We start from the raw sequence: 14,065 nt of genomic DNA on the forward strand, positions 1-14,065 counted from the left end.
GGTGAGCATATAAATGCAATTATAAATAATAATATTTTCCAATTTTTATTCAACATTCCATTTTTCTCCTATAAATTCATTTTCCTATATTCGAAACAATAGCTTAATCTTTCTATTACTCCTGTTATTTAAAATATTTCTTCCTGTTTTCTTCTGTATTATCATGAAAATCTTCTCTGGAAACTTCCGTCAGTTTTGTGTTTCCTATATACTCTGCCAGATGCTTTTCAAATTCTTCTTTACTAACGCTGCAGTCTCCTCCTCGCACGCGTTCTGAATATTCCTCATGATTTTCCAGATTGAAAAAACCATACCAGTCATAAATATCTTCACCACCATCCTCTCGCACGGAGTAGGCAGCAATAGGAGTTTTCATTCCACTGAATGAAATTTCTTCGGCATCTTTTTGCTGATAATCAGGCAGATAATAATATGCTTCTGCTTTTCCAATATACATTTCACCATTTGAACCATAAGAATACGTTGTACCATTTTCTTTAGAAAAATACGCCATAGAAACATAAACTCCCGTATTGGGATAATACCCTTTAAACTCCTTCACCTCTGCTGCCTGAAATGCATGTTCACCATTATTACTGCACACAATATATGTTCCATCATCCGATAGATTTCTTCCAGTATCCTTCAACAAAATCATATCTGGAAGTTTTCCTGGATTTATGTCAAGAAGAGTAAACTTAAAAGCTCTGTTTGAAATACTCGTTTCTGTACCATCTGTATTTATCCATGGAACTCTTTCTTTTTCCAGTTCTTCGGAATATGCCTCCACTGCAGTCTTATATTCTTTATCATGTCCCCCACTGCCGCATGCAACGCTTCCAAATCCGCCTATAATACATAACAAAATCATTCCCATCCTCATCTGCTTTTCCATTTTCTTCACTCCTTATTTCATACGCATTTCATCCAGTGACCCTTGACAATCCTCTTTTAAAAGCAGTTTTACTGTACTATCAGCACCCTGATCTGTATACATTCCCGAAAGAAAAGTAATATTTCCTTCTATGGAATTATAAATATTCGGTGCTGTTTCAAAAGCATCTGTTTCATTTCTGACAACAAATTTTCCATTTTCAGACATTCCAATACGCTCATCCTCTGCCTTAAGACCATATTTTTCCAAAAACATCCTATATGCATCCATGTATTCTTCTTTATCCTGTTCTGTAAGTAACGGATCCGTTTCTTCCGCATACATTTTCTTCCATGCCCATCTGCTGCAATCTAATGGATTTTGGGGTTCATTATTCGTATAGCGTACATAAATGTCCCCGTTACCAGCCATCTGGTATCCTGCTCCTCCAATATAATCAAAAGTTGTCCGCGTAACCACTTCATTGGTATGAGGAACTATCATTTCCTCAAAACCACTTTTTCCATATTCAAGAACAGACAAAGTTACAATCGAGCCATTTGCGTATGTATAATGATCAATTCCAATATAAGTTTCACCCTGATACTCATATGTAAATATACATGTCTGATAGTATCCAATACTTGCATAACTATATCCATTAATATCCAGATTTTTTTGTGCACTTACTGCTATTTCTCCTGAATCCTGATATTCATACATCTCCAGATACATATCCTGAATACCTTTTCCCTGATAACTATCATAATTTGAAAACTGAACTGTCAAAAGTTCCAGTTGTCCATCACTGTCAAAATCCATAACTGATGCAGAAAGTAGACCTCTAAAATCCTCTGCAGTCCAGTCATAATCTTTTGTGCTTTCCACCGTATCTGTTTGAAGAACTCCATACATCGGAACCAGAGTACCACTAACGTAATTTTCAAATGCTGTCTTTACCGTTTTATCAGATTTCGCATAAATATTCTGAGGAATATACTGCATCAATACTGTCAGGACTAATTCTCCTATCACTGCAACTACAAGTTTTTTTCTTATCCTGCTCATAATATACTCCTTTCCGGGATACACCTCAAAACTCTCTTACAAACTTCATTTTTCAGCAATGCCAAGACTCACCAAATATTCTAATATCATTTTAATAAAGTACTTTTCAGCAAACAAGCTGTGACAGAATATGTGACAAGTTGCAAATATCAGAAGGCACAAAAGCGTGACAAAAATCCCACTATGTTATGCACACATCATGTCACAGCTTGTTTTTTGCCAAAGGAACTACTATAATAAATTTTTAGTTATTTTATGTGTTTATAATCAGGAGATAAAAGATATGTCTAAATTCAGTAATTACTTAAAAAACTTGATTGAAAGCAGTGGAGAATCCATTGCCTTTATTTCCAGAAAGTCAAATATTGAAAGGACTTCTATTCATAAAGCCCTTACAGATGAGCGCATTCTTCCCTATGCTTCTGTACAGGCACTGGCACAACATTTTAAGCTGCCACTGGATGAAAGACAAGAATTCTTTCGACTCTACGATATCCAGTTACAAGGAGAAGAAGCCTATGAAAACCGCCAGTCTGTATGTGATTTTTTAAATTCATTATCTACGATTGATTTTAAAATGCCAACTCCACCAAAGGTTTCCACTTTCCCAGACTCAGATCAATTCATCCGGGGGGAATATGCCATACACAGTCTGATTCGCTCCATACTGATTTATGAGTCATCCCATAATCCCAACGCACAGTTTCAGCTGTTTCTTCCTCCACGTTTGAATTTAACCATGGAACTTATGGAATTATGGCTGAATAACCGGACCTTTTCCGTAAATGAATTGCTTTATTTCCAGGCTTCCTACCATGCCAGACCGTCCGTTGCCAGCCATGAAGATATCAAGAGACTGGGAGCTGTAATTCCTCTGTGCCTGGCTTCGCGGGGAAATTATAAACCTTATGCCTTTACCTTTACGTCACAGGCTCTTATGATATATCCCCTGAACCATTATATCATTACTCCTCAATGCCTTATTTTAATTGCTGATGATTTAAGCGTGGCACAAGTGATAAAAAATGAACAGCTGATTTTTTATTACCGGAATTATTTCCTTTCGCTGTTGCAAAGTTGTGAGCTCTGGGTTCAATGCAGTTCTAATATTCTGGATGTATTGCAGGAATATATTACCGGAACAGGACCAGATTATCTCCAGATTCTTATGAGCCAGCCATGCCCCAGCCGATATATCACGCCTGATCTCATAAAAAAATATATGAAGACTCCGGATCTGCCTTATGATACAATGTTCCAGCTTGTAGAACGGCATTTTTCCGTTTTGCGTGATATTCAAAATAATTATCTAACCATTTTTACAGAACAAGGTCTGGCTGATTTTGTCAAAAACGGTGTACTGCAAGACCTGCCGCCCACATATGTTCCACCTTTAGAGTCTTCAGATATCAAACTGATATTAACAAAATTATATAATGAGCTGGAAAATGGCACTATCACCTGTCTGATCGTCCGTCCAACTATTTTACATATCCCTGATTACCTGTCCATTTATACAAATTCACAGACTGGTCTGCATATGTATACCACAAATTCTTTTGTTTTTGGTGCATATGCCTGCGATATACATATTTCTGATACTTCACTATGCAAAGCTTTTTCTGATTTCTTCCTTGGGCTGCCTGGAAGTCCTATGGTTTATCCTAAAGAAGAAACTTTACTGTTATTAAGACAATATATTCTACAGCTACCGTAATTTCTATCTTTGATTTCAAAACAAAAACTCCCTCTCAGATTATCTTTCTGAATGGGAGTTTCTTGTTTTAATTTCTTATATTTATCTCTCTCTGTCAAGAATCATGCGCATCTTTTCATATTTGCCAAATTCTGCCCGGAATGAAAATACTAACCATTAGTTAATAGAAATTTCCTCTTTCCTATTATATGGTAACTATAGAATAAACTTGGGCAAAGCATTACGTGTACCAAAAGTCATAACATTTGCCTGAAACTATTATTATCATATGAGGAGGAGATTTTATGAGTATGAAGGACCGCTTTATAAAAAAACGCAGAAGCTATCTGATATTTTTCTTTCTGACAGCACTTGCCGTACTTTCATTTTTTCCAAGGCTGACACTGGCTGCTTCCAAGCCAACTGCCAAACAGCTTAAAGTAAGCTGCAGAGGATTCCAATATGACAACGATACCGCAAAGTTATATCTGAAGCTGAATCTGAAAAATACTTCCAGTTACACAATTACAAAAGTAAGGATGGAATATGAACTCCCAATCATGGAGGATGGAACCATAACCCAGACCTTCAGTGTAACAATCAATCCCGGAAAAACAGTAAACAAGACTGTTTATATTGGAAAAATGACTCAGCAGCCATATAAATCACCTAAGGTAAAATGCTTATCGTTCTGGTACCGGTCAGCTACCCCTAAGCTAAGCCAGCTCAAGGTCAGCTACAAGGGATATGATTATAATCCCAACACCGGAGAGCTGTATATAACTGCCCGTATGCAAAACACTTCAAGTTATACCATTACAAAGGTAACAATGTATTTTGAGATACCACTGGATGAAACTGCAACGCCCACCAAAACCTACAATGTAAACATTCCAGCCGGAAAGACCAAAAATTACAGATTCAAAATCGGAAGGATGGCGGATGCCCCAGATGGAAAAACGAAAGTGCAATGTAAGAAATTCTGGTATAAGAAGTAGCATCCCACTGCTGCAGTAAGATACGGTCACTTTATTTATGCACAAAATAAGTATTCCGCTCACTTGCTTCTCGCCAAAGTCATCTATATGATAAGCCCACATGCACATTCTCCTGACAGATCCGCACCATTTTAAATGGGCTGAAAAACAAATCAAGCATCAGCATATCCGGAGATCTTTCTCCTGGATATATCTGATGCTTTTTTTCTTTTCGGAATTTCGGGCTTACTTCCATTTCTATGTACTTCATAGGGTCAGACCTCGACATTCTCAACCTGTAGTTAACTCACAGCAAATCTTTGTCGATAATCTGATAATTTGCCCTATGGATGTACAATGCTTTTCCATCGACCATCAGCTTGGTCATTTTCGGTAAGTCATCTGGAATCTCCCAATACACATTGTCGCCGGAAAACGCCGCAATCGGCTGTCCCATCTGGGACTTAATCACAACAATCCGCGATTTCCCAAAATCATTCTTGTACTTATTCAGCACCCTTGCAATGGCTACGTTTCCGGTAACTCTGCTTCCGCTGCTATTAATTTCATCCAAAGAAAAATCTACTTCCGGTTCCAGGCCTTTCTGTACAAAAACGCAGGTATCTCCGCAACTTTCGATTTCTTTTCCATCAATTGTGATTGTAATGACGGAGGACAAGTCATACCCCGTTACTGTCCTTCCGTCGCTGTCATAGCTGGTAGTCTCTATTTTATTCCCGGTAATACTGATTTTCTTTCCGGACGTCTTCAACGTCTGGTTTCCATAGTTGTCATAGGTATACACCGTATAGTTGTTTCCGATCAGTGATCCATGAATATCATTCACAATGGATCCCAGCTTCCCGCATCCTGTCAGTAATACCAGTAAAAATACTGGCAGCAGGACCAGCATCCTTCTCTTCTGTTTTCTCAAACTTTTTCCTCCGTTTCCGTTTTGGCGTAATTATATTCTACCATGGCCATCAACAGAGGTACAACCATCAAGAAGGAAAGAGCCGCACTTTTTAACAAAATGACTGAAAACAGCAGTCCCACAATAGCCATAACCAGTTTCAGCATCGCATCGGTTCGCAGTTTTTCTTTCCTGATCAATATACAGGATATGACGATATGTACCAGGAGAACAACGCAGGCAAACACAATTGCGAACATCAGCAGGAAAAAGATGACACCGCCAAAACTGCTTCCAAGCAGCGTAAAAAATGCTCCCGGCACCATGGCATAACCGCTGATATAATCATCCAAATTTTTTGCCCTTGCTGACAGATCATATTCCAAGCATGCCGATTTTAGAAAAATCATGGCATAGGAGAGCGGTTTTTACACCTATCACAACTAGAAAAAGCAGGTATATTCCTATAACCGCTGTAGATATTTTAGCCAGTTTTTTGCTCTTCTTCATAAATTTTCTCCTCGCGGTAATTTCTGATTGTATTGTATCATAATTCTGAATAATATGGAAAAAGAACACCGGGAAGATGTTCTTTTTCATTTTGAGGTTTTAGGCCCCTACAAATATACACGGTTCTCAAACCGGCTTCAAGTGTCAATCCAGTACTTCGCAGAGTCAGACCCTGGCATTTCAGGGCATTCTCAATCCGTATGATTCACTTGAGTTGCACTTTATTATGGAAGTTCACAAAAGTAAAAAATCAGTATATTCTTACAGCGATTTTTTATTTATATACCCTTATTTCTTTTCCTCCACAAAGAAGGAGACATTCCATATTTTCTTATAAATACATTACAAAAATATCCTGCATCTCTGTATCCAGTCATCCGTGCAATATCTGAAATAGACAGGCGTGCATCTGCCAGAAATTTTTCTGCCTGACGCATCCGAACATCAGTTATATATTCCACAAAGTTCATATTCATTTCTCTTCGAAATAAACTCGAGAGATAATTAGGGCTTAAATAAACATATTCAGCTACTTCTTCCAACGTCAGTTTTTCGGAAAAATGTTCATCTATATATTTTTTTGCGGATTGAATAATTCCGGAAACTTCCTTTTCCTCGTTCTTTTTATTATCATTTATTTTTTCTATCTCTTTGTTTTCTATTTTTTCCTCTTCATATGCAATACGGTACAATGCTTTATTTAGTTCATCCTCATCAATGGGTTTTTCCAGAAAATCTTTTACCCCCAGGCGCATGGCTTCTCTGGCATATGAAAAATTTGCATATGCACTGATAATTAAAAACCGAATGTTCAATCCTGTTGCCTGTATCTTTGTAATAGTCTTCAGTCCATCCATTCCCGGCATCATAATATCTGTAATAACAAGATCTGGTTTTTTCTTCAGAATTAACTGATATAATTCTACCCCGTCCAGAGCGCATCCACAGTATCTTAATCCCAATCCTTCCCAGTCGATTAGCTTTCGAAGCATTTTCAAAGCTATCAATTCATCATCAGCAAGCACTACCTTCATTCTGATTCCACTTCCTTCTTACACATTTTATCAAACTGGTCTTTTAAAGGTATGATAAATGTAACAATTGTATATTCCATCGGTACACTTTCTATAGCAAAATCTGCCTTTCCATTACAAAACATCTGTAATCTTTCAAATGTATTTTTTATTCCAATCCCTTCTTCTCCACATTTTTTGTGTTGTCTCATTTTCTGATTTATGTTATTTATCGTTTCCTCTGAAATTCCTTCACCGTCATCTGAAACACTTAAAAATAAATATTCATTTTCTACTCTGGCAGATACTAATATATGAACCCTTTTCAAAATCGCTGACATTCCATGCACAATTGAATTTTCACATAAAGGTTGCAAAATCATAGCCGGAACTTCCAGTTTTCCACATTCATCCTGCATAGATATTTCCCATTCAACTTTTTCTCCAAACCGTTCTTTTTGAATTTCCAGGTATAACTGAACATTTTTTATCTCATTTTCTAATTTTACAATCTTATCCAGACTATCCAGCGAATATCGAAAATAACTGGCTGTTTTAATTGTAAACTTTCTTGTTCTGTATGCTTCTTCCTCCACTGCAAGTCCGGCAATAATGTTCAAAATATTAAACATAAAATGTGGATTTACTCTCGATTGCAAAAGGCTTAACCTTGTACGTTCCAGTTTTATTTCCATCTCTCCCTGCTCTTTTAGCTGACGCATCTGCTTTTGATTTTTATCTACCATTTCACAAAATGCATTATTAAGAATTCCCAGTTCATCCGCAGGATAATTGATATATTGCATTTTTATCTGTTTATTTCCTGCAATGATTTCTTTTACCTGAGATGTCAGTGTAATTACCGGATGCATCACATAATTGGCTAAATTTTTTCCCTGAAGTATAAACAAACCTGCAAGAATTAAATCCACCAGAAAGATTCCCAGGCTTGCATTTAAACGAACTGTAAATTGTTTTTCTTTATGTTTTTTAATATATTTTTCCATTTCATCGGAAAATCCATTATAGAGTTCCATTAAAATATTTATTTTATCTTGTGCCTTATAAATGCATTCAGCCGTCAGTTCTTTGTTTGTATTCTCTTTTCCTTTCCGTATTTCTTCACATAAATTCCATGTTAAAACATATAAATCTCTACTTCTTGGTTTTTTAATTTCCCTGTCAATACTCTCCGCCTGTAAAACCAAATGTTCAGAAATTGTCTCTCCATTTTTCCAGAATTCCTCCGTAGGAGTCTGCTCCAATACATACAAAACCCCATCCAGTTCATTCAACTGTTTCCAAGCAAGTAGAAAAATCTTCCTGTGTATTGAGTGTTTTATCCGCATAAAATGCAAAAAACTGAAGTAATCCCTGCCCTACTATAAAAGTTAAAATTAATCCCAATGCAAAACTCACATAAGAATTCCAAAATCGTTTACGAATCGAATAATACTTTTGTCTCTTTTTTTTCATATTACCCTCAATCCACTGTAATAATATTACATTCAAACATATCCTGTCTATCTTTTACACTATCTGAGATTCTGACAGAATTCTCTTAAAATTTTTATACAGCCTTTCGCACACTCATCTACATTTTGAACCAACACTGCGTCGATTCCACCTTCTTCTATTTCTTTTTCTACCTGTGTAGTCATGTCAAAACAGATAATATAAATTTCTTCTTTTTTTCCCATATCTTTAACAGCTCTTGCAGCTGCAATCCCTGACGCAGAATCCAAGCAAAAGAGCACATTTATTTCAGGATGTGTTTGTATCATATCTTTGATAGACTCAACTGCTTTTTCACTATTTAGAGAACACTGAAGCTCTGTATCTATTTTCATGTTTTCTCCGAAATCACTATATAACATTTCTATCCTTTTCCCAAAACCTTCTCTTCTTTCTTCTCTGCTTTTATTAAGATTCTCCTGGTTAACTGATGAAGACAAGATTCCTATTGCACAGTCTTCAAAGCGTTTTTCCAGCAAATCTGCTCCCTGCTGACCTGCTTTTTGATTATCTGTCCCTACATAGGCACAACGTCCAGCTTTCTTTCATATCCCCATCCACCAGAATCAATTTAATTTGATTTTCTTCCAATTTTTGAAAATCAGTTTCTCTTTCTATCGCTGACCCGCTTAAAATCAATACATCTGCATCTAATTCTATCGCAATGTCTGCTTTTGTTTCAAAGGAGCTATATGATTCTTCTCCAAGTTCATAAACACTAAGCCATATATCATCGTCTCCATCCAACTCTGTCTCCATTTTCTGGGCAGCCTGAGCAATCAGACTATTTACCCCTTTTACATTTGAATAAAAAATAAGGCATCGTAGAGGTTTAGAATTCTTTGCAGAAACAGGAATTAAAATTAACATTCCCATTATAATTATAATGATTGCCAAAAACACTTTCCATATAGTTTTTACCCTTTTCATTATCTGCCTCCATTTTTTTGTATATAAAAAAGTTGCGTTCCCCAAAATTACTTTTTGAGAAAACGCAGACTTTTTACTTATTTTTTATTTACTCTGATCAAACAACCATTCCAAAATTGCCGTATTATTATATGCATGAAGATAATTCAAATGACAATCTGGTTCTATTGTATTTACCTGATAATGAGTATACAGAAGATTTGTTCCCATTTGCTCTGCAAGTTCAATCTGTTCCTCTGCAAGCTGCTCTGCTTCATATCCTGTCAGGTATCCATTCCATGCCTCATCTCCCACATTTGCCGCAGCCTCTCTTCCAATAGAAGACGCCGTATCAACAAAAGCTTCACTTGCGTCAAGTCTTCTTGGAATCTCATCTGCCGCTGTAATAAGCCAGGTAGGAATATCTTTTATTGCTTCATGTTCTTCTTGTGTATATTCAAACATTGCGGCAGAGGCAAGCAATGTTCCTGCAATCTGATCTGGCATAGCAATATCTGTTGCTACCGCACTTTTCGTTCCGGCTGATGTTCCCATTGTATATATCCGTTTCTGATCTACATTATATTCTCCCATCACCTGCTGAATCAGTTGCACTGCTGCTGTCATAAAAGGTTCCTCGCCGCCATGTTTAATTGGATTTTGCGGTACCAGAACAAAACATGGATGTTCCGACTGCCATTCATCTGTGGCAAAGTTCTGTGCAGAACGGCTGTCTAAAATTGGCATAATATTATTATCTCCGCCTTCTCCACCACCATGATAATAAATAACCATAGGAAGGGAAGCCAAATCTGCTCCACCGTTCTCATAACCGTCCGGAACAAACAGGCGATACATAATAGAATAATCTTCTCCATCTACCTGCATTGTATATTGGTCAGCCTGAAACTCATCAGCTATCAGATTATACTGTTCTGAAGATTCCATTCCAAAACCAGCAATAGTTACATTACCTTCTTCATCCAGTTTTCCCTCTTCATTTACCTTAATGTCAGATAACTGACTGATATATAAAGTCGGTGGTGTATAATAATCCATTCCACCGTAATTCGTATGTGTTTTATACATGGCAGTTTCTGTATTAATTGGTTCTTCTATAAGAACAAAAACATATTTTCCTGATGTTCCGCAGTCTCCCCATTCTCCTGTATTATTTACATAGGTTCCAACTACATTATATCCTTTTACAAGATATGAAGTATAATCCACTGCCGAAGCATCTACTTCACCGGAATATTCAATTCGAACTGCTTTAATGTAGTTTCCCTGATTTGTTCTGGTTTCTGAAAAATTCAATGCACCGACTGCTTCAATTGTAATATTTTCTGTTTCCTGCGTCTCTGTCTGCGTTCCATTATCCGCTGCCATAATTCCCACTGCCGGACTACATGCAGCCATTGCAAGCACCGATACCCCAAGAAGTACTTTATACAATTTGTTTTTCATTTCTCTTCTCCTTTTCATCATACTTTTTCAATTGAAATCTGCCGGCATTTTTCATTTCAGATTGTTTTACGCTGTCATTTTCTTGACTGATTAAAAGTATACTTGATGAAAAGTTTTTTAACAAGGCTTTCAAACAAGGAGAGGAAGATATTATAAAAAATAAGAAAATATTACAGATCTGCGAAAACTTTTCAGCTCTCTTTCTGCGTTTCCTGGTTATCCTTATCTGTGACATGCTCCCACCACTTAAATCTTACGATTTTGAAGTGGGGGCTTCCTGCTCGATTGCCCTTTAGGGCAAAGCTAAAACAGGCTATCCCCGCGTGTCCCGCGGTTTTATTTTTTATCCGGATACGGATCTTTTTCTGTGCCGTCAGGCACATTCTTTATAAAGTCTTTTTCCTTCTTCCCGGATATTGACTGCCGCATTCACATCCCGGTCCATCCGGTTTCCACACTCACAGACATACTCTCTATCCGACAATGCCAGTTCCTTTTTCTTATGTCCGCATACACTGCAGATCTTGCTGGATGCAAAATAACGGTCTACTTTTATAAGATTCTTTCCACGCTCTTCCAATTTGTGTACTTCGCAGGGTCAGACCCCGGAAGTGCGGAAGTGGACCCCGGAAGTGTTTGGGAGCAAATCTGATTAGTGACAAACTGAGAAATCAGCAACAGGATGTGCCAAGAATTTCCAGAGTATCAATATCCTTTGAGAGATATTCCAGATATAACTGACCAAGACTGCTTAAAGGTATTTGGGCAATAGTCAGGTAACCAATATGAAGCAGTCCGATATCATTTTCCAGAGACTTTGCGATAATATTTCCCATACCCTTATGAAATGCATCTGCGTTACTGTTAGGAAGATCCGGACCAATACTGAAACAGTCTGTTTTTCGAACAAGAGCAATCTTTGTGCAGCGGTCACTGACATGGACATTTTTATTTAAAAGCTTGTAAAACAGCGGTTCTTCTGAGAAATGGGAAGTTTCCAATTCCTGGTCGTAAGTAACGAAAGGATATTTTTCCAGATCCTTTATAGAAAGGACAGGAAGAGAAGCCAGTGGATGACCAAAACGGAGAAACACATAATTTTTGACACTTTTGATTTCATGAAATTCAATATCATAAGAAGAAAACAAAGTCTGCATGCTGCGCATATGAGGTTCGTGTATTGCTACAACTCCCAGTTCACTTTTTCTTCCTGCTACGTCGTGGATAACTGAATTAGTATCGCATTCGCGGATTGCAATATCATAGGTTGGAGAGTTAATTTCTGCTAAAAAGCTGGTAAAGGCCCGCACTGCAGATGGAAGATGCTGACAGGATACTGAAAAACGCATAGGCAGCGATTTCCTTGCATGGTAGCGTTGCTCAAGATACTGAGACTGTTCTACAATTTCTTTGGCATATTTAATAAAGTCTTCTCCATCGTAGGTAAGGGAAACGCCACGATTTGTCCGTTTAAAAATAGTAATACCCAGATCAGATTCCAGCTCTTTTACAGCAGCAGAAAGTGTAGACTGAGAAACAAAGAGATTTTTTGCTGCTTTAGAAAATGAATGACTGTTGGAAATTTCCAGCATATATTTCAGATTTTGCAATGTCATAGATAAAAACTTCCTTTCTGTGAATTATGCTATCAGAAAAATTGATTGCTGGCAATAGAAATTATATTAAATTAAAGTAAGAAATGTTTCTTGTAATCGATTAATCTGCATGATATAGTAGAACAGACAATTAAAGCAGAATATTTTATGGAATCCGGTCAAATGCCGGAGCGGTGCCGCCACTGTAGGATGGAGCATTCATAAAAATACACTGGGATTTCCGGGAAGTATATGAATGTGAAGAAGTCAAGCCAGGATACTTGGATATTTTGCCGGAACCCCGATTTAACGAGTCATTAAAAAGGGTGAGTTGCAGATAAGTTTTTTGCGCCCTTTTTTGTGATGAAAAGGGTGCTTTTTTATTTTACAGATAAGGAGATAAGGAATGAAAAAAAGATCAAAGTTTCTTGCCATATTACTGTCGACAGCAGTAGCTGTTTCCTCGCTTACAGGAATCAGCGTATTTGCAGCTGACAAAACATCTGGAGAGGAGGAAACCAGAACAGTTGTAGACGCCACCGGAGCAGAAGTAGAAGTGCCTGCACATCCGAAGAGAATTGCAGTTCCAGCAATGGTTCTGCCAAATATGGTTTATGCATTACAGGGAAATGCAGAGAATATGGTATCTATTCCACCGGCAGCATATTCAGGATGGGAAATGTCTATTTTGAAAGATCTGGCTCCGGAACTGGAAGATGTAGATACTACAATGGTAAATGATGACTTTTCAGTAAATGTAGAAGCTCTTGCAGATGCAGATGTGGATTTAGTACTGAACTGGGATTCAGAGACTGACCAGGCAGAGCAGTTAAAGGCATTGGGAATTCCATGTGTACTTGTGTCTTCTGCAAAAGATATGGACGGCCTGAAAAGTCTGGTTACTATGCTGGGAGATGCATTAAACTGTGAGGATCGTGCAAAACAGGTAACAGACTGGTATGATGAAACTATGGATTATTTTAACAGCAAGGCAGATGAGGTTGCTGCTTTATCAGAGGATGAAATGCCAAGAGTTCTTCATTTCCAGAATGTACATGAGATGACCTGCTATACAGGTGGGATTAATACTTATATTACAACACTTGAAGGTGGACAGAATTTCACACTTCCTGAAGACATTACAGAACCTTCAATGGAAACAATCCTAGAATATGATCCGGAGATTATTTTTATCAGTAATTTCGATGATGTAACTCCGGAAGATTTCTATGAGAACAAACTGGAAGGACAGGATTGGAGTAACGTGAGTGCTGTTAAAAATCATAAGGTTTATAAAGTTCCATGTGGATTATACCGCTGGGCTCCGCCAAATGCATTTGAAAAACCACTTTATATGAAATGGACAGCATCCATTGTACAGCCGGAAATCTTTTCTGATTATGATATCAGAACAGAAATCAGCGATTTCTATAAAGATTATTATGGATATGAGCTCAGTGATGAGCAGTTGGACAGCCTTTTGAGATTGGATTTAAATAAATAAACAGAAAAGAGACAATTACATTGA

The 14,065-nt window shown here is 37.4% G+C and carries 15 protein-coding genes, 1 pseudogene and 1 riboswitch; of the genes and pseudogenes, 3 read left to right on the forward strand and 13 right to left on the reverse strand.

What is annotated here, in order from left to right; translation table 11 throughout:
- Positions 1–124: 124 nt before the first annotated feature.
- Both AC058W_RS15565 and AC058W_RS15570 read right to left on the reverse strand, forming a co-directional pair.
- On the reverse strand, positions 125–895 hold the full coding sequence (locus AC058W_RS15565) for a hypothetical protein (protein WP_118631073.1): 771 nt from the start codon (positions 893–895) through the stop codon (positions 125–127).
- A gap of 12 nt (positions 896–907) precedes the next feature.
- Positions 908–1,942: a hypothetical protein gene (locus AC058W_RS15570; protein WP_479390286.1), complete on the reverse strand. Its 1,035-nt coding sequence runs from the start codon at positions 1,940–1,942 to the stop codon at positions 908–910.
- Between the two features lie 283 nt (positions 1,943–2,225).
- Here AC058W_RS15570 and AC058W_RS15575 point away from each other — a divergent pair, with 283 nt between their 5' ends.
- Both AC058W_RS15575 and AC058W_RS15580 read left to right on the forward strand, forming a co-directional pair.
- Positions 2,226–3,659, forward strand: a complete 1,434-nt coding sequence (locus tag AC058W_RS15575) for a hypothetical protein (protein WP_118631071.1) — start codon at positions 2,226–2,228, stop codon at positions 3,657–3,659.
- Positions 3,660–3,943: 284 nt separating this feature from the next.
- The gene (locus tag AC058W_RS15580; protein WP_479390287.1) at positions 3,944–4,636 is read left to right on the forward strand and encodes a hypothetical protein; all 693 of its coding nucleotides are present in this window, start codon (positions 3,944–3,946) and stop codon (positions 4,634–4,636) included.
- Positions 4,637–4,922: 286 nt separating this feature from the next.
- Here AC058W_RS15580 and AC058W_RS15585 read toward each other — a convergent pair whose 3' ends face one another.
- From AC058W_RS15585 to AC058W_RS15635, 11 genes and pseudogenes are all read right to left on the reverse strand, one after another.
- Positions 4,923–5,549: a DUF5052 family protein gene (locus AC058W_RS15585; RefSeq protein WP_243118155.1), complete on the reverse strand. Its 627-nt coding sequence runs from the start codon at positions 5,547–5,549 to the stop codon at positions 4,923–4,925.
- Positions 5,546–5,881, reverse strand: a complete 336-nt coding sequence (locus AC058W_RS15590; protein ID WP_479390288.1) for a hypothetical protein — start codon at positions 5,879–5,881, stop codon at positions 5,546–5,548. Before AC058W_RS15590 ends, AC058W_RS15585 begins: the two co-directional genes overlap by 4 nt.
- Positions 5,882–5,903: 22 nt before the next feature.
- On the reverse strand, positions 5,904–6,038 hold the full coding sequence (locus AC058W_RS15595; protein WP_479390289.1) for a hypothetical protein: 135 nt from the start codon (positions 6,036–6,038) through the stop codon (positions 5,904–5,906).
- Positions 6,039–6,316: 278 nt separating this feature from the next.
- A complete protein-coding gene (locus AC058W_RS15600; RefSeq protein WP_118630994.1) occupies positions 6,317–7,072 on the reverse strand; it encodes a response regulator transcription factor in 756 nt (251 codons plus the stop codon).
- Positions 7,069–8,325: a sensor histidine kinase gene (locus AC058W_RS15605; protein WP_479390290.1), complete on the reverse strand. Its 1,257-nt coding sequence runs from the start codon at positions 8,323–8,325 to the stop codon at positions 7,069–7,071. The genes AC058W_RS15600 and AC058W_RS15605 overlap by 4 nt, the downstream gene beginning before the upstream one ends.
- A gap of 13 nt (positions 8,326–8,338) precedes the next feature.
- The gene (locus AC058W_RS15610; protein WP_479390291.1) at positions 8,339–8,527 is read right to left on the reverse strand and encodes a hypothetical protein; all 189 of its coding nucleotides are present in this window, start codon (positions 8,525–8,527) and stop codon (positions 8,339–8,341) included.
- 59 nt (positions 8,528–8,586) lie between these two features.
- Positions 8,587–9,048, reverse strand: a pseudogene (locus AC058W_RS15615) (sugar ABC transporter substrate-binding protein); the annotation flags it as partial.
- A 25-nt stretch (positions 9,049–9,073) separates the two neighbouring features.
- Entirely contained in the window at positions 9,074–9,496 is a 423-nt protein-coding gene (locus AC058W_RS15620; RefSeq protein WP_479390292.1) for a hypothetical protein, read from the reverse strand.
- An 84-nt stretch (positions 9,497–9,580) separates the two neighbouring features.
- Positions 9,581–10,942: a hypothetical protein gene (locus AC058W_RS15625; protein WP_479390293.1), complete on the reverse strand. Its 1,362-nt coding sequence runs from the start codon at positions 10,940–10,942 to the stop codon at positions 9,581–9,583.
- Between the two features lie 373 nt (positions 10,943–11,315).
- Positions 11,316–11,522 carry a zinc ribbon domain-containing protein gene (locus tag AC058W_RS15630; RefSeq protein ID WP_243118156.1) on the reverse strand — a complete coding sequence of 69 codons (207 nt, stop codon included), beginning with the start codon at positions 11,520–11,522 and terminating at the stop codon, positions 11,316–11,318.
- Between the two features lie 91 nt (positions 11,523–11,613).
- Entirely contained in the window at positions 11,614–12,558 is a 945-nt protein-coding gene (locus AC058W_RS15635; protein WP_118247049.1) for a LysR family transcriptional regulator, read from the reverse strand.
- A 149-nt stretch (positions 12,559–12,707) separates the two neighbouring features.
- Positions 12,708–12,818, forward strand: a riboswitch (cobalamin riboswitch).
- A gap of 125 nt (positions 12,819–12,943) precedes the next feature.
- Between AC058W_RS15635 and AC058W_RS15640 the strand changes: the two genes are divergently transcribed.
- Complete coding sequence (locus AC058W_RS15640; protein ID WP_479390294.1) at positions 12,944–14,041, forward strand: ABC transporter substrate-binding protein; 1,098 nt, start codon at positions 12,944–12,946, stop codon at positions 14,039–14,041.
- The last annotated feature ends 24 nt before the right edge of the window (positions 14,042–14,065 follow it).

This window comes from Blautia sp. CGZ-1-C1 (assembly GCF_056504575.1).

Excerpts from the sequence above, each read along its gene's own strand:
- AC058W_RS15565 (WP_118631073.1), bottom strand. The coding sequence starts at position 895 with ATGGAAAAGCAGATGAGGATGGGAATGATTTTGTTATGTATTATAGGC.
- AC058W_RS15570 (WP_479390286.1), bottom strand. The coding sequence starts at position 1,942 with ATGAGCAGGATAAGAAAAAAACTTGTAGTTGCAGTGATAGGAGAATTA.
- AC058W_RS15575 (WP_118631071.1), top strand. The coding sequence starts at position 2,226 with ATGTCTAAATTCAGTAATTACTTAAAAAACTTGATTGAAAGCAGTGGA.
- AC058W_RS15580 (WP_479390287.1), top strand. The coding sequence starts at position 3,944 with ATGAGTATGAAGGACCGCTTTATAAAAAAACGCAGAAGCTATCTGATA.
- AC058W_RS15595 (WP_479390289.1), bottom strand. The coding sequence starts at position 6,038 with ATGAAGAAGAGCAAAAAACTGGCTAAAATATCTACAGCGGTTATAGGA.
- AC058W_RS15600 (WP_118630994.1), bottom strand. The coding sequence starts at position 7,072 with ATGAAGGTAGTGCTTGCTGATGATGAATTGATAGCTTTGAAAATGCTT.
- AC058W_RS15610 (WP_479390291.1), bottom strand. The coding sequence starts at position 8,527 with ATGAAAAAAAAGAGACAAAAGTATTATTCGATTCGTAAACGATTTTGG.
- AC058W_RS15620 (WP_479390292.1), bottom strand. The coding sequence starts at position 9,496 with ATGAAAAGGGTAAAAACTATATGGAAAGTGTTTTTGGCAATCATTATA.
- AC058W_RS15625 (WP_479390293.1), bottom strand. The coding sequence starts at position 10,942 with ATGAAAAACAAATTGTATAAAGTACTTCTTGGGGTATCGGTGCTTGCA.
- AC058W_RS15635 (WP_118247049.1), bottom strand. The coding sequence starts at position 12,558 with ATGACATTGCAAAATCTGAAATATATGCTGGAAATTTCCAACAGTCAT.
- AC058W_RS15640 (WP_479390294.1), top strand. The coding sequence starts at position 12,944 with ATGAAAAAAAGATCAAAGTTTCTTGCCATATTACTGTCGACAGCAGTA.